The organism is Paenibacillus sp. FSL R7-0189 (assembly GCF_037969925.1).
Lineage (GTDB): Bacteria > Bacillota > Bacilli > Paenibacillales > Paenibacillaceae > Paenibacillus_AQ > Paenibacillus_AQ odorifer.
On the sequence record NZ_CP150223.1, the window covers coordinates 368,394 to 390,734 of the forward strand.

Annotated in this window: 10 protein-coding genes; 6 read left to right on the forward strand and 4 right to left on the reverse strand. The window is 43.9% G+C overall.

Features of this window, described 5'->3' with window-relative positions:
* Nucleotides 1-75: 75 nt before the first annotated feature.
* The 3 genes from MKY63_RS01755 to MKY63_RS01765 all read right to left on the reverse strand — a co-directional run bounded on the left by MKY63_RS01755 (nt 76) and on the right by MKY63_RS01765 (nt 3,667).
* Nucleotides 76-918, reverse strand: coding sequence for a sugar ABC transporter permease (locus tag MKY63_RS01755; protein WP_036684372.1), 843 nt, complete (start codon nt 916-918; stop codon nt 76-78).
* Nucleotides 915-2,228 carry a sugar ABC transporter permease gene (locus tag MKY63_RS01760; protein WP_036684375.1) on the reverse strand — a complete coding sequence of 438 codons (1,314 nt, stop codon included), beginning with the start codon at nt 2,226-2,228 and terminating at the stop codon, nt 915-917. The genes MKY63_RS01755 and MKY63_RS01760 overlap by 4 nt, the downstream gene beginning before the upstream one ends.
* Before the next feature lie 107 nt (nt 2,229-2,335).
* Nucleotides 2,336-3,667 (reverse strand): maltose ABC transporter substrate-binding protein, encoded by a 1,332-nt coding sequence (locus tag MKY63_RS01765; RefSeq protein ID WP_036684378.1) that lies wholly within the window; start codon nt 3,665-3,667, stop codon nt 2,336-2,338.
* A gap of 842 nt (nt 3,668-4,509) precedes the next feature.
* Here MKY63_RS01765 and MKY63_RS01770 point away from each other — a divergent pair.
* The gene (locus MKY63_RS01770; protein ID WP_076316674.1) at nt 4,510-6,255 is read left to right on the forward strand and encodes an alpha-glycosidase; all 1,746 of its coding nucleotides are present in this window, start codon (nt 4,510-4,512) and stop codon (nt 6,253-6,255) included.
* A 163-nt stretch (nt 6,256-6,418) separates the two neighbouring features.
* Here MKY63_RS01770 and MKY63_RS01775 read toward each other — a convergent pair whose 3' ends face one another.
* The gene (locus MKY63_RS01775; RefSeq protein WP_339811324.1) at nt 6,419-14,281 is read right to left on the reverse strand and encodes a pullulanase; all 7,863 of its coding nucleotides are present in this window, start codon (nt 14,279-14,281) and stop codon (nt 6,419-6,421) included.
* A 686-nt stretch (nt 14,282-14,967) separates the two neighbouring features.
* Here MKY63_RS01775 and MKY63_RS01780 point away from each other — a divergent pair.
* From MKY63_RS01780 to MKY63_RS01800, 5 genes are all read left to right on the forward strand, one after another.
* The gene (locus MKY63_RS01780; RefSeq protein ID WP_036684387.1) at nt 14,968-16,014 is read left to right on the forward strand and encodes a LacI family DNA-binding transcriptional regulator; all 1,047 of its coding nucleotides are present in this window, start codon (nt 14,968-14,970) and stop codon (nt 16,012-16,014) included.
* Nucleotides 16,015-16,236: 222 nt separating this feature from the next.
* Nucleotides 16,237-16,893, forward strand: a complete 657-nt coding sequence (pgmB, locus tag MKY63_RS01785) for a beta-phosphoglucomutase (RefSeq protein ID WP_036684390.1) — start codon at nt 16,237-16,239, stop codon at nt 16,891-16,893.
* Between the two features lie 288 nt (nt 16,894-17,181).
* Nucleotides 17,182-19,500 (forward strand): glycoside hydrolase family 65 protein, encoded by a 2,319-nt coding sequence (locus tag MKY63_RS01790; protein WP_076101639.1) that lies wholly within the window; start codon nt 17,182-17,184, stop codon nt 19,498-19,500.
* An 88-nt stretch (nt 19,501-19,588) separates the two neighbouring features.
* The gene (locus MKY63_RS01795; RefSeq protein ID WP_036684397.1) at nt 19,589-21,271 is read left to right on the forward strand and encodes an alpha-glucosidase; all 1,683 of its coding nucleotides are present in this window, start codon (nt 19,589-19,591) and stop codon (nt 21,269-21,271) included.
* Between the two features lie 145 nt (nt 21,272-21,416).
* Nucleotides 21,417-22,280 carry an AraC family transcriptional regulator gene (locus tag MKY63_RS01800; RefSeq protein WP_170914210.1) on the forward strand — a complete coding sequence of 288 codons (864 nt, stop codon included), beginning with the start codon at nt 21,417-21,419 and terminating at the stop codon, nt 22,278-22,280.
* Nucleotides 22,281-22,341: the final 61 nt, after the last annotated feature.

Sequence of the window (22,341 nt, forward strand, 5' to 3'; positions counted from 1 at the left end):
ATAAGGGTACAGCCCTCCATTTCTGTATAAAGGCTGTACCCTGATCATTTATTAGCATGAAGCGAGCGAATGGGTTTACCCCTTACTAGCTCCTGCTGTCAAGCCATCTACTAGCAGACGTTGCAAGAATACAAACAAAATCATAATTGGAATGGAGATCAAAACCGCACCCGCAGAGAACAAGGTAAAGTTCGTGTTTTGGTTCGTGTTAACCATATCCCACATTCCGACTGCGACCGTCCAGTTCTCCTTCGTCCGCAAAATAAGTCTGGCGAAAATGAAATCCACCCAAGGACCAACAAACTGAGTCAGCGCCATGTAAGTGATCATAGGACGTGACAAGGGTAAGATGATCCGCATAAATATCCCGAAATTACTCGCCCCATCTATTCGAGCCGCCTCATCCAAAGAACGAGGAATCGTATCCAGGAACCCTTTAGCGATAAAGGTCCCACCCAGCGGTGCCCCCGCCGCATAAACGATAATTAACGCAATATGTGTATCCAGCAAATTAAACTCTTTAAGCAGCATATAAATAGCGATCATACTCATAAAACCAGGGAACATACCAAGAATCAATACGGTGGATAACGCTGTTTTACGCGCTTTAAACCGGAATCTGGATACGGCATAACTGGTTAACAAAGTAAGAACTACCCCGATAAGCATCGAGAACACAGCTATTTTCAAGGTATTGGCATACCAAGTCCCAAACATATAGCTGGGTGATGTGAACAATTCTCTGTAATGTGATAAAGTGAATTGCTCGGGAATAAACGTTTTGCTGTACAATGATTTACCAGGTCGGAAGGAAGCTAAGAGAATCCAAAGGGCAGGATAGAGTGCAGCTATCGACAAAGCAATCAAGATAATATAACTACCTGCTAAGCGAATAATGTTCGCGACTTTTCTGCTCATTGGATCATATCCTCCTCTTTAAATGACTTCGTCCGGCGGTAATTGTACAGGGAGAATGAAGCGACAATGATAAAGATAATAATCCCTATTGCCGAAGCCATGTTGTTTTTATTCTGATCAAGCGTTAATTTGTATAACCAGGTTACTAGCAAGTCCGTAGAACCGGCATATTGATAGTCACCATTTACCGGACTACCCCCAGTTAATAGGAAGATTGCGTTAAAGTTGTTGATGTTACCTGCAAACTGCGTAATCAAGGTTGGTGCTGTGGAGAATAATACCATCGGCAACGTTACGATACGGAACTTCTGATAACCCGATGCTCCATCCACCTCAGCAGCTTCATACATATCCCGTGGGATAGTAGTCAGAACGCCCATGATAAGCAGCATAGAAACAGGAATACCTACCCACATATTAACGATAATTACGGTAACCTTAGCCCAGAATGGGTCAGTCAGCCACGGTAATCCATCCAATCCAAAATACCCCATGTATTGATTGATAGGCCCGAATTGACCGTTAAATAAGTTGCGCATGAGCAGAAGCGAGATTAACTGTGGCACCGCGTAAGGCACAATCAGAATTACTCTCCACATTCCTTTGAAGCGAATGCCCTTCTGACTCACCAGCAAAGCGACCAACAGTCCTCCGAAGTATGTAGTAATGGTTGAAAGAACTGCCCATATAATTGTCCATGTTAATACACCATAAAAAGTGTGGCTCCATGTCTTAAGGACCAATAAATTACGAAAGGTCTGAAATCCAACCCAGTCCACCAATTTGGCGGGTGGAAGATGATCAGGTGCGGAATAGTTCGTAAAGGCCAACAGGATCATGAAGATAATAGGCATAATAGTAAAGAATAGAACACCGATACCCGGCAAGACTAGAAACGCTTGAGCAAACTTGTAATCCAGGATATAACGAACACTTTGTTTAAAAGTGTTTGCCTGAAGACCGTTATCACGTTTTTCTCCAATCTTGTAAGCATCTCTGATATTCAAATACCACGCGATAATCAATAGAATAAGAATAAGGATGGTGATCAAGCTTTGGATCATAATATAAATCGAGTGATCACCGGTAACCATCTTGGCGATCCCCTTCACTTTAACCAGACGACTCGGATTCTCTCCTAGTGTTACAATGCCCCATAAGGAGTTGGCAAGATTCTCAATAAAATAAAAAACGGCTACAGCTTCTACGGCTAAATATAATATTCCTTTAACGAATTGGCGGTTATATATTTGTCCCAATCCCATAAAAATCGTCGACAGTATTGCGGCCCTCGTGCGATGTCGTTGCATTTCGCTTCCGTTCTCCTCTCCGAGTGAAAATAAGAAGCTGCCAGCCGCTAAACATGCGGCGGGCAGCTTGATTCACTGTATGCTGTTAAGACAGTGAATTATGATCCTTATTGAGATGCACTGTTATTCAAATCTTTGATTTGTTGTACAGCTTTGTCCATTGCTGCTTTTGGATCCCCATTTTTATCCCAAATTTCTGGAAGGGCAGCATTTACTGGACTCCATACGTTACCCATTTCAGGGATAGAAGGCATCGGTTGGGAGTTCTTAGCTTGTTCTGCAAAAACGGACACATAAGGATCGCTAGAGATCTGTGGATCAAGAAGCGCCTCGTTGTTTGTAGGAACCGAACCAATCGTTTTGTTCAGTAACAGCTGAGCGTCTTTGCTTGAAGCAAAATTCGCATACAATTTAGCAGCATTCGGATATTGAGTAAACGAGTTAACTGCGAAAATTTTAATACCAGAGAATGTAATTGCTGTTTTGCCATTCACTGTAGGGATTGGAGCAATACCAAGGTTGTCACCAAGAGCTTCTTTGTATCCTCCAAGCTCCCATGGACCTGTGATATCCATAGCTACATCACCAGAGTTGAACAAGCTGCGTTTGATATCACTGTTGATATCACCACTCTTAATTGGCAATGCTTCCTTCAATTTCACAAATTCTTTAAGTCCTGCAATTGCGCCATCGTTAGCAAGACCGATATCATCTTTATCCGTACCATCCTTACCGAAGAGGTATCCGCCATCGGATGCGATAAACATGTAGTTGAAGTACACGTTTCCTACTTCCCACATAATTCCATATCTATTTTTCGATTTATCCGTGAATGTTTTGCTGAATGCAAGAACATCATCGAATGATTTAGGTGCTTCTTTAACAAGCGATTTATTGTAGAACAATGCATAAGTTTCTGCTGCTCTTGGGTAACCATACAATTCGCCTTCGTACGAAGATCCGATAATCGAAGCTTCAGTATTGTTAGCTTTTGTTTCTTCACCGAAGACATCGTTAGGAAGAACCAAGCTCGCGCTTGCCGCTTTACCTAAGTTATCGTGAGGGATAAGAATAACGTCTGCCGCTAATCCTGAAGGACCATCTTGAGTAAGCTTAGTTACTTGATCCGGGGGTGCCAATTCTTCAACCTTGACTGGAACGTTATATTTTGCTGTGAACTGTTTAGCAATCTCATCTGCAAAAGGTCTTTCTTCTTTACTTTCCCATACCACTAGAGTTGCGCCATCTTCAGGTACGATTTCATCTGTTACTGCTGCATCTGTGCTCTCTGGCGCTGCAGTCTCTGTAGTAGCGTTGTTAGTAGCTTTTGCTGCGTTGTTGCCCCCGTTATTCGTACTGTTGTTGTTCGAACCGCATGCTGTAACGGACAGAGCCATTGAGAAAGCTGCGGTGATAACCATCATTTTTTTCAATTTCATTACTTTAACCCCTCCCAATTTTTAAAAACGTAAGATGGAAAATAGTAGTGCTGCAATCTGCGCAAACGATTTCAGAAAGGCTAAAAAAAAAGTTCTTCTTTTAGCTTGCTCCTTCTGTATCTGCATTTCACAGGTACGAAAGCGCTTCATTCATGAGTACATCATACAACAGTAACGATTGTTTTTAAAAACGTTTGCATATACTGTATTGGGTCATTTTCCATTAATTGATATACATTATAGGCATATATCTCCATTTTTCACATGATATCTTTTAATTAGTCGATAATTCATGTGTTTAATATTGGAATATCTATTTTATTTGCCCCTAATATGCCACATTTTCTCTATTTCAAGAGATTTCTCATAAATTAACGTTCACAATGCTCGTTTACTTTAGTGAAATTTAGTGCAATGGTTTGAACAAGAGTATTGAAAGCCCTTTTATTCCATGCTATAATCCAAAACGTTAAGAGGCTGTCCAGCATGAAGCACAACATCTCTTGTCTGCCTCCTGTTCTATACAATTAAAAGGCAATGTTACTTATCAAAGGTACAACCTCGGGCAAGCTATTTCGCGGTGGCTGTGCCTCTTTGTTATGTGCTACTCTGCTACTGATTTAGTGCATGTTGCATAAAAAACTGTGCAACCAATAACAATAGCGACATTCTACATTCCACGCGCTCTGTGGAGTATCGTCCGGGAATAGTTTATGCTTTCGATGCGGTTTTGCCGAAGTGTCCGAGGAAGTAGCGCTAACAAAACTTAGCCTATGCTTTCGATGTGGTTTTGCCGAAGTGTTCGAGGAAGTAACGCTAACAAAACTTTAGGAGGATTTATCATGTTACTGGAAGCAGTGTATCATCGTCCGCGGTTAAATTGGTCTTATGCCTATAATGAAAGTACGATTCACCTGCGTCTGCGCGCTAAAAAAGGGGATTTAACCGAAGTGTTCGCCTTTGCTGGAGATAAATACGCTTGGGATACCACAAAAGAACTAATTCCCATGACCCTCTTCACCTCCGATGCTATGTTTGACTATTGGGAATGTGCTTCAGTACCTCTCTACCGCCGCTTGAAATACGGCTTCTTACTTCAAAAAGATAACGAACGAATTTGGATGACCGAAAGTGACTTTCAAACGGTGCGGCCGGAAAACCCAAACAAGCTGTTCGAATTCCCCTTCATTAACCGCGTTGATGTATTCGCTCCACCTGCCTGGGTAAAGGACGCTGTTTTTTATCAGATCTTCCCAGAACGCTTTGCAAATGGTGACCCGAGCCTTGATCCGGAAAATGTTCAGCCATGGGGCTCCGAACCAACACCAACCAATTTTTTTGGCGGCGACCTGCAAGGGGTTATTGATCATTTAGATCATCTTAACGAGCTTGGGATCACTGCTATTTATTTCACACCTATCTTTGATGCAACTACTAATCACAAATACGATACAGAAGACTATATGAAAGTCGATCCGCATTTTGGAGATATTGAGACTTTAAAAAAGCTCGTCGATAGCTGCCATAAACGTGGGATTCGTGTCCTGCTAGATGCCGTATTCAATCATTCTGGCAGAACCTTTGCCCCTTTTGTGGATGTTCAAGAAAAAGGAGAGGCTTCCGCCTTTAAAGATTGGTTCCATATTCGCAAGTTTCCGCTTCAAATTGAAAACGGTGTCCCTACTTATGACACCTTTGCTTTTGAACCGCTAATGCCAAAGCTAAACACAGAACATCCTGAAGTTAAACAATACTTACTGAAAGTCGCAGAATACTGGATCAAAGAAGTCGGGATCGATGGCTGGCGTCTGGACGTTGCCAATGAAGTGGATCATGATTTCTGGCGGGAATTCCGCAAGGTGGTTAAACGCGCTAATCCTGAGGCTTACATATTGGGGGAAATCTGGCATGAATCTGCACCTTGGCTAGAAGGCGATAAATTTGATGCCGTTATGAACTATCCTTTCACTGACGCCGTCCTTGACTTCTTTGTGAATGGCACTCTTGATGCTGAAGAATTCGCTAATTCCATTGGTAAACAGTTATCACGCTACCCGCTGCAGGCTAGTGAAGTTGCTTTTAATCTGCTGGACAGCCACGATACTCCACGACTGCTTACGCTGGCTGCTGGAGACAAAAACAAGATGCGATTAGCGGCACTGTTCCAATTCACCTTTATGGGTACTCCCTGCATCTATTACGGTGACGAGATCGGCATGGACGGTGAAGGTGACCCTGGTTGCCGCAAATGCATGGAGTGGAACCCTGAAAAGCAGGATCGTGAGCTCTTCGAGTTCTATCGTCAGCTTATTCAAATACGCAACGATCACCCTGCTCTCCGCACAGGTACATTTACCTTCCTTGAGGCAGGACAACAAGGCAGCAAGCTAGCCTATGAGCGCCGGCTGGATCTGCAGACAATTGTCGTACTAATCAACAGTGAAGAGACCGCTCAGACCTTCCGTATTGACGTAGACGAGCGGGATTGGGAGAACTTGTTTACAGGCGAAACACTGCGCACAGAACGCAGCAAGCTGAACGTGAAGATGCCAGCCTATGGATTCGCAATCCTAAAGGCAATCATCTAAAAGACTTCTTTTCTTCCCACTGCTCAGCCATATAGCATAACAAAACAGGGTATCTCGCAAGCGATAATCGCTTCGGGATACCCTGTTTTCTTTTGGAGAATACTAAAATGCTAACCGCTGCTCTAACTAAAGGGTGCCAGAGTTCAGCACACCTTAGTTTAGCCTACTTGCTCAGCAGCGTATAAATAACCTGTGCGCTTTCTGCGCGGGTCATCCATGCTTTTGGAGCGAATCGATTGTTCTCTCGGCCTTGCAGGAGTCCTAAGTCTGCTGCAGTCTTCACATAAGATTCCGCCCACTTGCTAATACTTGAAGCGTCAGTAAATGCCGTAGAGGCTGCTACAGGTTCAAGCTTCTTACCAGACTTCACTTCAAGTGCGCGGATCGCCATAACAGCCATTTCCTCACGGGTAATTGATGCATTCGGCGCAAAAATATTATTACTCCGTCCACTAACAATACCCAGCTTAGCAGCTGTGGCTACATATGAGGCATACCATGCATCTGACCTGATGTCAGTAAACAGGACCTGCCCTTCCGCTTTTAAGCCAAGTGCACGTACTAGTAGTGCTGTAAATTCCGCACGGCTAACATTACTTTTCGGATCAAACTCAGAGGTAGTGACCCCTGACACGATTTGTTTGGCGGCAAGTGATTGAATCGCCTTAAATGCCCAATAGGTTGCAGGAACATCTTTGAACGACTTATCGATTTCAAGCACAGCATACTTACTGAAGTGTGTGACTTGTGCCGTGATCACCTCTCCATTCAGCTGTCCTCCCACGTACTCTAACCCGCCATTATCACTTAAATAATAGATTCCGATTAAGTCTTTGTTGAATTGCCCTTTAATCTTGAATGAGATCGTAATCGGCTCATCGAACTGCTTAATTACAATCCGAGTACCGTCTTTCATCAGCACGCTAAGTCTGAATTCAAATACATCGGAAAGAGAGCTAACATGAGCACTATCATTGTTTAAACCGTCTACTATGGTTTTCGCAGCAGACTGCGCCAGTGGGTTCAGTTCAAACAAGATTTGGGCACCTACCCCATCAATACCTGAAGCTAAACTTGGCATTGTACTTAAAAGCTGGCTAGGGATAGTAACTAACAGATCTCCCATTTTAAATACAAGATCATCAGTTCCTAGTATTTGTGCAGCTTGTAAAGGTAAGCGTACCGCTGTCTTACCGGCAGCAACATCAATTTGCACCTTGCCTTCTTTACCATTCTTCAAGCTATCCTCATTCACAACCTGAGTATCCGCTGGCGGTGTAGGGCTAGGGTTAACAACAACTCCAGAGGTTGGTGCCGCTGTGGCTTCTGGCGTTGGTGTCACCTCAGGCGACGGTGTTACTTCTGGTGCCGATGTTGGCGTCGATGTTGGCGTCGACGTTGGTGTCGGCGTTGGCGTCGATGTTGGCGTCGACGTTGGTGTCGGTGTTGGCGTCGACGTTGGTGTCGGCGTTGGCGTCGATGTTGGTGTCGGCGTTGGCGTCGATGTTGGTGTCGGCGTTGGCGTCGGTGTTGGCGTCGATGTTGGTGTCGGCGTTGGCGTTGGTGTCGGTGTTGGTGTTGGTGTCGGCGTTGATGTTGGTGTCGACGTTGGTGTTGGTGTCGACGTTGGCGTTGGTGTCGGTATAACATCCGATACCTCAGCCAAAATAACCGTACCTCCATCATCTCTACCTGGCAGATCAATATTTACCTTTTGATCCTCGGAAACCATGTATGTTTTACCGCTGTATTCATCGGTTACCGATGAATTAGCAGCAAACGGTACTGGAATCGTTACAGAACTCTCACTAGTTTTAGTATTGATTACCGTCACTACGTTCTCATCTTCATAAGATTTGTTGAAAGCCAAATAACCTGAATCATCTGAACCTGCGAGCTTCGTGCGCGCACCTTTGGAATACACTTTGGAGTACTTCGCACGGATATTCAACAGCTTTTGATAATGGTCATGTAGTGGCTTCTCTGCCGTCAATTGATCCCAAGGCATATCCTTACGGTTCTCACTGAATTGACCTTCAGACATATTTCCAGCATTGCTGCCTGAATTACCCAGTTCTTCTCCGTAGTATATTACTGGCTGTCCTTTGGCGGTAATTTGCAGAGCTGCAGCAATCTTCAGCTTGCCTTTATCGCCTCCCACATAATCAGACAAGAAACCATTCTCATCATGACTGCTCAGGAATTGAGCCATCATCTTCGTATTGTCGATCTTCAATTCACGTTCCTGCAGATAAGCATCCACACTGTTTACCTTACCATTTGCAAAATCTCTGGCTGCATCTTTAAATCCAAAATCAAGCAGCCCATCCATCTGGCTAGTTTCGAGCATTCCACCATTGTTATCAATGGTTCCACCGAAGTATTCGCCGGTCATTTTGAAGTTTGGATCCATCGCTGTCAGTGCATTTTTAAAGGCTTTCCAAGTCGTATCGTCCACGTGTTTGACCGTATCCACACGGAAATAATCAATCGTGTCTCCACGTTCCGTACGTGCGTTGTCTAACCAGCCTGTTTGCCAAGCGATAATTTTTTCACGAACGGCTGGATCTTCCGTTTTGAAATCTGGCAGGAAGGCAAGTTCACCCTTAATTGGATCTGTATCTGCGGATACACCATCCGTGCGCAGCATCCCTTCGAAACGTGCTTTATCCTCAGCTGTAATTGTCGGATAGGTATCCTCAGCTTTCAGACCGTAACCCGTATGATTGAGTACAACGTCAACCATGATCTTGATCCCTTTGTCATGCGCCTTTTCGATCAGCTCCTTGAAGGTGGCCATATCGCCAAGATGCTCGTCGAGCTTGGTGAAATCTTTTGCCCAATACCCATGGTATCCATATTGTTCGCTGCCAAAGTCAACGCCTTTGTTAAAATCAATATTATCTACGATTGGCGTGATCCATAACGTGTTAATTCCTAGCTCTTGCAAATAATCGAGATTGTCGATCATCCCCCGGAAATCTCCACCATGATAAGCTTCCAGATGATTTTTATTCACATTCTCATTATTCGTTGGGTCACCGTCTTTAAATCGGTCTGTAAGCGCGAAATAAATTCGAGCCTCATCCCAATCAAAATCCAGCTTATCCCCTGTATAGGTTCTTGCTTTTACCTCAAGTGTAGCCTTTTCCTTATGTGCATTTCCGTATTGGTCTACGAGCGTAATCGGAATATCCTTGATGCCCGCTGACACCGTGTCTTCCACAGCAACCGTTTGTTTCAAGAGTTCCGTATCCAGCTTAACTTTGCTAGGGCCCCCAAGATTAGTTAAATCCATATATGCTTCAGAGTAAGTTACTTCTTCCGAAGAGGAAGCGTGGATGGTTACAACAGCATTCTGATTGGATGTGACTGCCTCTGGACTTACGGATGTCGCAATCTTAACGACAGGTTGATGATAATCAATAACAGATTCATCATTCACCGTATTCTTTGGATCTGTAATTTCGGTAGTGACGCCGTCTTTTGTAATCAAGAAAGTATATTTATACATACCTTCTTTTAAATCAGCCAGTGTGTAAGTGAACCACTCGTTAGCCGGATCATAGATCATTGGATACGAAGTGCCGTTCACTTTTACTTTAGCAGCTGTTATTGCGTCCATATTTCCATTACGGAACAAAGCGTCGTCGCGGTATCTGAAAGTAATCGTTCCATCTTTTAAAATAGGGCCGCTAATACTTGGTTTGATATCAAGCTCTTTAACCATACTGGTTACATACACCTTAGTGAACGGTTCACCAGGGGTCAACGGAATAACACGATCGTCTGGGTAGTCTAGTTTCCCCGTGTTCCAATCCGTACCTTTGCGCAGGACAAATCCAACGCTTGTTGCATTCTCAGCAACCTCAATCAGAACGCTCGCTGTGCCATTCTTAAAGGTTGTGAAATCAATCTGGTCATTTTTAGCTCCAGTGTTCCAAACCCAGATATTCCAATCCTTATAGTCCTTATCGCTACGGGTATAAGTGAATTGAACATATCGTTTGTCAGTAACTTTAACGGTGACGGTTGTAGAAATACCCTCATAAGAGATAGTAAGGGTTGCCGTTCCTAGCCCAACCGCTTTGACTAGACCTTTATCAGTTACTGTAGCTACTTCAGGTTTATTGGAGAGGTAAGTAGCCTTCTTAGTAACATTACTTCTGCTATTGTCATCATATTTCGCAAAAACAGCGGTTTGATGCGTATTTCCTGCTGCCAGCGTGTAGCTTGCACTATCTGTTTCCAAAGAGTTCAGCGTAACTGGTGCAGCTTCCTTTTGAATAATCACGGCCGTCAAAGGCTCTAGTGTAATTGAATTTGCTGTCAAAATAAAACCTGACTGCTGTGCAGCCGGTATCGCTGTAACACCAGCTTCATCGTTGTCCACAAGCACCTGACCGCCCGTCAAATCCTCAGATAAGGTCAGTTTTCTAGTTGTGCTGTCACCATTCATGAAGACATAATAGATGCCAGTTCCATCTGTTGCTTTGTTGGAATAGCCGATGACAAGATCGTTATCCTTCATTTCTGGAGCAGGGATCAGGTTAATGTTAGAGTCAACCAAATCCTTATCGCCCAATCGGAAGGCATCCGTTGATTTTCTCAGCTCCATCAGACCCGACGTATATTTTCTTGTCGTGTTCTGTACTGGGAACTTAGATTCATCTGTTGCTTTGGTCCAATCAAACATGTTGACTGCATCCGATGAATCGTAAGAATCATGAATGAAATAGCCGAACGATTGGTTGTTATTGTCGAACATCTCTGTGAATTTATCCTCAGGAATCGTTGTGCCCTTCCACTGCTTAGTCCGCCCATATTCCTGACCGGCATGGATAAAGGCTGTACCTTGAGAAGTTAATACGAGCATATTTCCTAATCTGATCCGCTGCTGAATTTCAAGCTCATTCTCAGCGATATCCGGATCCTTCTTGATCGATTGTGCTATGACATCATGAAGTGTCAGATTATCATGAGCTTCGATATATGGGACGATATCACCCGGATCATCTGCTGGTGTATTCGAAGGTTGAGCTTTGATATTGTCCAGGATTGTAGCGATCGGACGTGCTCCACCTGTAATAAATCTAGGCTGGCCTTCGGAACCATAACCAGACTTCAATTCATTACGGAATTCATCGGAGAAAACACCGACACTATCCGTTTTGTCCATCCAATCCTGATCTGCACCTTGCCCAGCGAGAGAAGGATCAGCCGCGGCGCCGCCGAATGTTCTCCAGCCTTCACCAATAAAGAGTGCCTTCGGATTCACTGCTGCTGCGGCATCATAAGCATGCTGAACAGCATCAGCTGTCGCATCGCCCATCATATCCCAGCGCATTCCATCAATCTTGTACTCTTCAAACCAGTATTTTACCGAATCAACCATCAGCTTCTCAGCCATTTTATGGTTGGTGGCTAAATTGTTGCCGAACCCCCCGATAAAGTTACCGTTTGCATCTTGGAAGGCATAGTAATTAGGTACGATGTCGTTTAAAAATTCTTTTTTAGCCATATGAGTATACACTACGTCCAGAATGACACCCATTCCAGCTTCATGCACGGCATCAATCAAACCTTTTAATTCTTTAATCCGCTCTTCTGGATCGGCAGGGTTCTGTGAATAGGCCCCGTCCGGTGAAAAATAGCTGTGAGGATCATAACCCCAGTTGTATTCATTGTTTTTTGCGGAATAATCCGGCTCTCGAGTCCCCATCTTCGTCTCATCCCCGTAATACCAAGCCATCACAGGAAGCAACTGAACATGCGTTACACCAAGAGATTTAATATAATCAAGTTTCTTTTCAAAAGCGCTATAAGAACCCCATCTTTCCCCACTCAGACTATCCTCGATCGATACATCCGATGTAAAATCTCTCACGTGGACTTCGTAGATGATGGCGTCCTCACGTTTTTCGTAGCCTTTTATATCAGCATACCCAAAGGTATCTGGGTTCGTCTGGCTTAAATCAACAATAGCCGCTTTGCCCACTGTATCCCCGCCAGCACCAGCAGCACCTGTGGTATCCACAGTAAATACCGCCATTGATTTAGCATAAGGATCAAGAACCTTATGGGTTACACCGTCATTCGTTACTTCGTATTGATAAAAGAAGCCCCTTACATCTGTTGCCGTTGTGCCTGTCAAATCAGCTGGCTTCAGCTGGACTGACCAAACCCCTTGCTCGCCGAGCGTTAAAGCAACACTGCCCACTTGCACGTTAGAGTCATTCTTATCGTAAAGATTCACAACGACCGAGCTTGCTTTAGGTGCCCATAATTTCAATGTGGCTGTTTTGTCAGCATTATACGTAGCTCCAAGATCGTCTCCTGTATAATTGTACATTTCATCAAGCATTCTCCAGCCACTTGCGGCCGAGACCGTTTTACCTGAATAGGTAACGCTAAGCGGAACTTTTTCCAGATCAAATGCTTCTGTATCCACTTCGATTGAAGTTTTGCTTGTAAGGGTTACAGCAGTAATCGGGATTGCAGCACCCTCTTTATCCTTAACTGTAATTGCTGTCTTTAAGGCTGCTGGATCCAAACCGTCAGTCAGTGTGAAGCCGAGAAGGATTTTGCTCGTCGACAGCACCTCTGCGGATACTAAGCCAATAGGTGTCTCACCAAACGGAGAAACATAAACATTGTTGTCTCCTTCTTTAACCCATAGCTGATTGTATCGATCCAGCAGGCTAAAGGTTTTATTGTCACCGTCCTTATCACCGTTCGAAGGTTTCATCACAATAAAGCCGATTTTCTTCGCATTCTCAATAAGCGGAACATCAACATATGCACCATAACGATCTGTTTGATCTGCTACAAAAGGAGTAGCTCCAGACGGCCAATTTTCGGATGGGGCTACGACGTCATCCCACAGCCACAGTCCATATTGATCATGATTTGTATCAGCTCTGGTATAGTGAATTCGCACTGTATTAGGAGCAAGTGCAACTGGTTCATACGGTGTTACATCATTTGAAACTTGCTTGATCCAAATTTCATTCGCCTCAGGCGTGTTGATAGTAAAGAGCTTATCGCCTTCATCCTTGGCCTGAGTGACTCGGTTTACCACAAGGAACGAAATTTTCTTAGCTCCATCCTTCACTGGCACGTCAACATAAGCACCATAAGAATCGATTTGCCCTTCAGGAAATGGAGTTGCACCTGTTGGCCAATTTGCGGAAGGGGATTGAACATCATCCCATGTCCATAATCCCTGATTTTCATAGTCACCAGCTGTCCGATTGTAGTGAATACGGATGTGTCCAGCCGGAACAGGAGTAACCTCAACAGGTTCAGAAGGAATTTTATATTCTGCTGTCACACTGCCATCCAGTGGATTAAATTTAAAGGTAACCGGCAGATCTGAAGGAAGACTCAGATTATTAGCAGTTTCGGGATACAATTGATCCCCGGCTTCACCGTCTCCTGGAACAGAAACTTGGTAGGTGTAATCTCCCTTAGGAAGGGTAGCCACCGTACTGTAAACATCATCAAAATCAGGATCAGATAATACGGTAAGTGCTTCTGCCGGCAGGTTTCCTGTCAATCTTGGTAGTTTAGCGGAAGCAATCGGTGTGTAATACGTGGAATCAGCTATTTTATGAGTTAAGTCATTATAATAAAAGGTTACGGCAGTCTCTGTTTCCAGCTTGATATGGATATTCTCCCCATCATTTGTTCCCTGAGGATTGGTGTAACTTGTGAATCCATAGTTCTCGTCCCATAAATCATTAAGAGTAACCTTGTAGTTATATTCTCCTGCCGGCAGAGTGCCTGTAAAAGAATATAGGCCATTATCTGAATAGGTCATTTGGGTAACTACTGATGTCTCATCCCAATCCTTACCCGGCGTTTCCGCACCTGTCGATGTAAATTTAGACTGCAGATCCCCAACCAATACAACCTTCGTCGTTGCTGCTGTAACATTAACAGGATGTAGTCCAAGACCAGAGAACACGAGAGCAATAATCATAAAGATCGCAAATGCCCTCTTCCCCCATAAAGTTATTTTCATTTTTGCAAAACCTCCCATAATTATGAATTCCCTTTTTGCAAGCGGATACATGATTTCACAAACCCCACCAATTTATGAGATTATAAATCATGCTATTCCTTCTAAAGTTGGAGAAGGTCTATATGTATGGCTCGTCAAGCCAATTCAACGCTGTCACCATCCTTTTATCAAAGTAAAAACTTGATACATCATGTCGAAATTAGTGCAATCGTTTGCAAAAAGCTATGCACAAACACTAGTCCATAAAACCCATTCGTTAGTGCAACTGGTTCAACCTAAAAACACCCAATGAAAACGCTTGCTGTATTTTGATTTACATACTAATGCCGAATTTGCGGTATTGTCAACCAGTATTTTCTAAAATAAAAGCTCAATTTAAAGCCGCAATAAAAACGAAACTTGTTCTTCCCTTCCCTTCAGCTAAGTTCTTGCATCCTTTAAGCCATACGTTTGCATTCAGCGAATACTCTTTTCGCAAAATCCAGACCGCATTTATACATATTAAGATCAAAATTCCCGAATCATTCATACTTTTTTGGTGAAAAGCAACAATATTACATTGAAATTTCTTGTGTTCCTTCCAAAAGTAGCAATTTCCCCCTTTTGAATGACTTTATCTATTTACAATTTAGAACTCTTAGATTAATATTACTGTGTAAAGCAAACGGTTCCATAAGGAGGTTTCAATGACAGTTACCATTAAGGATGTGGCCAAGAAAGCGGGAGTATCTCCCTCCACGGTATCCCGGGTATTGTCCAACCATCCCAGAATCAGCCTGGAAACTTCCCGCAAAGTTAAAGCTATTATGGAGGATATGGGCTATACCCCTAACATGATGGCTAAGAGCTTGGTGTCGAAAACTACTAACAGCATCTGCTTCAGTCTTCCTAAACCTGCTGAAGAGCTGTTCTCTAATCTATTTTTTATGGAATTAATTCGCGGGATCGTTACACAAGCCAGCCGTTCCGGTTACGATGTGTTAATAAGCTCCGGAGCGAACGAGAAAGAAGAACTGGAAGCCGTTTCACGACTTCTGAAGGGTCGCCGTGTTGACGGCGTTATTCTGCTTTACTCTCGTACGGATGATGCCGTTATTGATTTTCTAGAGAGCAACGATTATCCATTCGTGCTTGTTGGCCGAAGTGATAAATATGAGAATATTTTATCAGTCGATAATGATAATGTGATGGCAGCATACGATGCTACGAACCACCTCATTTCCATGGGGCATAAACGTATTGGCTTCGTAAGTGGACCACCTAATCTAATCGTTTCTCGTGACCGTCTCGCCGGATATCGTAAAGCATTGCAGAATAGCGGTTTAGAAATGCGGGATGAATGGATTGTAGAAGGTGAATTTCTACAGGATAGCGGCTATAGAGCGATGTCCTTTTTCATGAATTTGCCGAATCGCCCCACTGCGCTGGTAGCGGTGGATGACATGGTATCGTTCGGAATTTTGCGCGGGTTGAATGAACTGAAATACAAGGTTCCAGACGATCTCGCCATTGTAAGCTTTAACAATATTCCATTATCTGAATTATCTAGTCCTCCGATCAGCAGTATTGATATAGGAATTTATCATCTTGGCTACACCGCATCACAAGTACTTATCCAAAATATCAAGAGTCCGGATAACGGTTCAGGTCATACCAACCGATTTGTCATTCCCCATCGTCTGATCGTGAGAGAGTCATCCATGCACTCTCTGGCAAAGCATAAAACCGAATGAATAAGTGAAGCGTTTAACCGCTTCATTTATTTTTTGAAAATCTGTACAAACGTTTGCGCTAAATCATACAATACTTATTGATCCAGTTCTTTATGGGTGATTTCTAGGATCTTAGGTTAGGATAAACTTACACATCTTAATCAAAGTTTAAACGGTTTAATAAGATTCTAATACGGCATCCGCTGGATCACGACGCTGTCAAAACTTTTAGGAGGTACTACAATGTCGGAAATTAAAGCCTGCTTGTTCGACTTGGACGGAGTAATCGTCGATACAGCAAAATACCATTATATTGCTTGGAAAGAGCTTGCAGATGGACTGGGGTTTCTTTTCACAGAACAAGATAACGAACGCCTTAAGGGAGTCAGCAGAACGGCTTCACTAAATATTTTGCTGGAAATCGGCGGACTAACGATTGACGAAGAAGAGAAAGCTAAGCTTGCGGAACAGAAAAATAATCGTTATGTCGAATATATTGCGAAAATGGACAGTTCTGAGATTCTGCCAGGTGCGCTTGATTTCCTAAAAGAGTGCCGTGCGAATGGCATCAAAGTTGCTCTCGGTTCTGCCAGCAAAAACGCTATGACGATCTTGAATAATACCGGATTAACCCCTTACTTTGATGCAATCATCGACGGCACACACACTAGTGCTGCTAAACCAGATCCGGAAGTGTTCCTATTAGGAGCCAAAGCACTGGATGCCGCACCTGAACATTGTGTAGTCTTCGAAGATGCAGAAGCGGGAATTGAGGCCGCTACCCGGGCCGGTATGTTCAGTGTTGGCATTGGTTCGCCGGAAACCCTGAGTGCAGCGAATATTGTTGTCCCATCGCTTGCTCATATGAGTGTGTCCCTGCTCAAAGAATCTTTTGCATAAGTTTATTGAACATAATTAACTCAAATAGTACTGATTTGAGTTGTTGTGGACATTCCAACCAAAGATTAAATGAACTAATAATTAATCGTTAGCCTTCTGGTGATGAAGTGACGGAGAGGAATTTTGGAACTATAGAAGCATAACTTTCGCCTTTATAATCAGATTTCATCCGCAAAATGTGATCGAAAGTCCAAAGATTCCGCGCAGTCACTTTTATATCACCGGAAGTTTAACAAGGGATTTGTTCATTTTATATATCCCCCTAACATATTTAAAGGAGCGGTTATCGTGAAACAATATTTAACAATTGATGAATGGTCCATTATTGAGGAATCCTTTGATCCACAGACGCAAGAAATTTCTGAAAGCGTATTTAGTCTTGGTAACGGATTTATGGGTGGCCGGGCCAATTTCGAAGAGCAATATAGCGGTAACAGCCTGCAAGGCAGCTACATGGCTGGCGTCTACTACCCTGACAAAACACGTGTTGGCTGGTGGAAAAACGGCTATCCTGAATATTTTGCCAAAGTACTTAACAGCACGAACTGGATCGGTATTAACATTGATATCGAGGGTACCCCCCTTGATCTGGCAAAGTGCACCGTTTCCGAATTCCGCCGGGTACTTAATATGAAAGAAGGAACGCTCTCCCGTAGCTTCACTGCCACACTCGAAGATGGTAAGGAAGTTAAAGTAGAAAGTATCCGGTTCGTAAGCATGACTCGTCAAGAAATCGGCGCGATTCGCTACTCCATCATTCCTGTCAATTTCTCAGGCAAGATTACGATTACTCCTTATCTTGATGGTGATGTGAAGAACAAGGATTCCAACTATGACGAGAAATTCTGGAATGAAGTTGAGAAACAAGCGGGACCTGATCATGGACATCTCACCCTAAAGACTAAGAAACTCGACTTCCATGTCACCTCTGCTATGGCTTTTGATATCCTTGTCAATGGTGAAAAGGTAACTGCCGAAGCAGAAGTCATCGAACAAGAGAAATATGTAGCCAGCAAACTGGACGTAACCGCACAAGCGGGCAATCAAATCGTCATTTATAAATATGTAGCCAATGTTACTTCTCGGAATCACGGTCTGGGACAATTGGTCGACGCCGCCCAAACTGCTCTGCAAGCTGCTAAGGAAGCTGGGTTCGTAACCCTTTTGACTGAACAAATTGAAGCTTGGAGAGAAAAATGGAAAGAAAGCGACATCATTATTGAAGGTGACGTTTCGGCTCAGCAAGCGATTCGCTTTAATATTTTCCAACTCAATCAAACCTATAATGGTGAAGATGACCGCCTGAACATTGGGCCTAAAGGCTTTACCGGTGAAAAATACGGCGGCAGCACCTACTGGGATACAGAGGCGTATTGCGTTCCCTTCTATCTCAGTACGGCGGACTCCTCCATTGCCCGCAATTTGTTGATCTACCGTTACAAGCACTTAGAGAAAGCTAAAGAAAATGCCCGTAAGCTTGGATTCAAAAAAGGTGCGCTGTACCCAATGGTTACTATGAACGGTGAAGAATGCCACAACGAGTGGGAAATTACATTTGAAGAAATTCACCGGAACGGTGCCATTGCCTACGCCATTTACAACTATGTGAACTACACCGGAGACAAAGCTTATCTGGGACAATATGGCCTAGAGGTTCTCGTGGAAATCTCCCGCTTCTGGGAAGAACGTGTTCACTACGCATCACGCAAAGACAAATACGTAATGCTCGGCGTAACGGGCCCGAATGAATACGAGAATAACGTTAATAATAACTGGTATACAAACCGTATGGCTTCGTGGACTATGGAATACACCATGGAAGCACTGGCATACTTGCAAGAAAATGAGCCTGCTCGTTATGCAGAGCTAGTTGACAAACTAGGGCTGCAAGAGAGCGAAACTACAAAATGGAAAGACATCATTGCTAAGATGTATTATCCTGCGGATGAAGAGCTGGGTATCTTCTTACAACAAGATGGCTTCCTGGACAAAGAGATCATTCAAGTCAAAGATCTGGAACGTGAGCATCTGCCACTTAACCAAAAATGGTCATGGGACCGTATCCTGCGTTCTTGCTTCATTAAACAAGCAGACGTTCTGCAGGGATTATATTTCCTGGGTGACCGTTACGATCTGGATACAAAAAAACGCAACTTCGACTTTTATGAACCGATCACTGTTCATGAGTCCTCCCTTTCCCCTTGTATCCACTCCATTCTAGCCAGTGAGCTGGGATATAAGGATAAGGCCTATGAAATGTACTTGCGTACTTCAAGACTGGATCTTGACAACTATAACAATGATACAGAAGACGGGTTGCACAGCACTAGCATGGCTGGTACTTGGATGTCGATCGTACATGGTTTCGGCGGACTCCGCGTACATGACGGCAGACTGACACTGAGCCCATCTAACCCAGGTCACTGGACTGCTTACTCTTTTAAAATTATGTTCCGCGGCTCCCGTCTGAAAGTAAGCGTTACGGATGCACAAGTTACTGTTACGAATGAAACTGATATCCCTGCTTCTATTACTATCTACGACAAAGAATATACCGTAAACGGACTAAGCAGCATCACTGCTGATAGCAATTCCGTCACAGTATAAAACTTACACCCAAGAGACCCTTGAAGCTTAAAGCTTTTGGGGTCTCTTTATTTTTTAGGAAGCTAACTTATAAAAGGAGTGATTATGAATGAACAGAACCTTTTGGAAAGAAGCCGTTGTCTACCAAATCTATCCCCGCAGCTTTCAAGATAGCAATGGTGACGGGATTGGAGATCTGCAAGGAATCATTTCACGTCTGGATTATTTGCAAAAGCTAGGTGTCGACGTAGTTTGGCTGTCACCTGTCTATAAATCGCCAAATGACGATAACGGTTATGACATCAGCGATTATCAAGATATTATGGATGAGTTCGGCACATTGCAGGATTGGGAAGAATTACTGACTGGATTGCACGCCCGTGGCATAAAACTGATGATGGACCTTGTAATCAATCATTCCTCAGATGAGCATCCTTGGTTCGTAGAATCCCGTTCTTCAAAAGATAATCCATATCGTGATTACTACATTTGGCGTCCGGGTGGACCAGATGGTGAGCGCCCCAACAATTGGAGTTCTGTATTCAGCGGCCCGGCTTGGGAACTGGATGAAACTACTGGTGAATACTATCTGCATCTGTTTTCGCGCAAGCAACCGGATCTCAACTGGGAGAATCCGCAGCTGCGTGAGGAGTTATACAAGATGATCACCTTCTGGCTCGACAAGGGTGTGGATGGTCTACGAATGGATGTAATCAATATGATTTCCAAAGTGGAAGGTCTCCCTTCCTCCCATAGAGACGGCCTCGCTCCCGGGGAACTTGCCTGGGGTGGCGAATATTATATGAATGGACCACGTGTTCATGAGTTTTTACATGAAATGAATGACAAAGTGTTATCCAACTATAACATTATGACTGTCGGTGAAACTCCTGGCGCTACAGTTGAAGATGCCATCCTTTACACGGACGAGGAACGCAAAGAGCTGCAAATGGTATTCCAGTTCGAGCATATGGATGTGGACTCGGGTCCTGACGGCAAATGGGACGTAGCCCCGTGGACGTTGTCGAAGCTGCGCGATATTCTTCATAAATGGCAAGTGGGTCTGGCGGATAAGGGTTGGAATAGTCTTTATCTTAACAATCATGACCAGCCACGTATGGTCTCAAGATTCGGGGATGACGGTAAGTATCGCGTGATCTCTGCCAAAATGCTCGCTACCTTACTGCACACGCTGAAAGGGACGCCCTATATTTATCAAGGCGAAGAAATCGGGATGACCAATGTAAAGTTCACTGCCATTGAACATTATAAAGACATAGAAATCCTCAATATGTATCGCGAAAAGGTTACCGAAGGCGGCGCTGATCCTAACAGCGTTCTAAACGCTATTCATATCAAAGGCCGTGATAATGCGCGCACTCCGATGCAATGGGATGATTCTGCGAATGCCGGCTTTACTGAAGGGGAGCCGTGGCTCAAAGTTAATCCGAACTACAAGGAAATTAACGTGGAGCAGGCGCTGGCTGATTCGGATTCTATCTTTTATTATTACCAAAGGCTGCTTGCTTTGCGCAAAAAAAATCCGATCATGGCTTATGGCGAATACAAGCTACTTTTGCCAGAGCATGAGGACATATATGCCTATACGCGTACTCTGGATGACGAGAAGTGGCTGGTGCTGCTCAATTTCAATGAGGTTCCACAGACTGTTGATCTTTCCGCAGAGCTAAGTAAGGCTACGGAACTTATTATTGGAAATTACCCTGATGATGCACCCACACGGGAATTATTACGACCTTATGAAGCAAGAGTGTATCGATTGAAAGACTAACTTTGTCTATCTTCCTGAGTTATACTATTTAGGATGATTTTTTATGAGATTATCCTTCTGCCCGCTACCTGTCATTAGAGAGCACGGAATAACAGGATTTTGCAAATGCAGCCTGATAGTATGAACTTAAAGGGAGATGACGGACTTGGAATGGCTTATCCGCATGAAAGAAGCTTTAGACTATATGGAGAGCAAGATGGAGGAATCTGTGACGATTGAAGAAATCGCCAAGGTTGCTTACTCCTCCCCCTTTCATTTCCAGCGCATGTTCAATATGCTTACCGGAGTATCTATTAAAGACTATATCCGTAAGCGCAGATTAACTCTGGCTGCACAGGAGCTTGCTATTTCTAAAGTTAAAGTGCTGGATGTTGCACTGAAATACGGATATGACTCGCCCGAGTCGTTTGCCAAAGCATTCCGCAAGGCACATGGAATTACTCCTTCTGCTGCGCGGGAGTCAGGGGTACAGCTCAAGGCTTTCCCTAGACTCTCCTTCCATCTATCACTGAAGGGAGATAAAGAAATGGACTACAGAATTGAGAAAAGAGACGCCTTTAATGTTATCGGACTAGTAGAGGAAATGACAACGAAAGATGGGGAGAATCTGCGCCGCATCCCTCAGTTGTGGATAGAAGCTAATGAAAATGGTACGTCGGATAAGCTGATTGAGCTCGGTGGAGATAAGGATTTATTAGGCATCTGCTCTGACATGAACCATGATAAAGAAACCTTCTCCTATTGGATCGCTGTCGAAGCTACTCCAGAGACTGATGCACAGGGCTTTGCTTCTACAACAATCCCAGCTGCAAGTTGGGCTGTGTTCACCTCAGTAGGGCCGATGCCTGATGCTATCCAGCAGGTATGGGCACGCATTTTCCAGGAGTGGTTCCCTTCCACAGGCTACGAGCATACAGGCGGGCCTGAGTTTGAGCTATATCTTCCGGGGAGACCAGACGCAGAGGACTATCGCTGTGAGATATGGATCCCTGTTACGAAAAAAGAATAGAACTAGAAAGACTATCGAAACCTCGATAGTCTTTTTTCTTGTGATTGCCTACTATTTCATT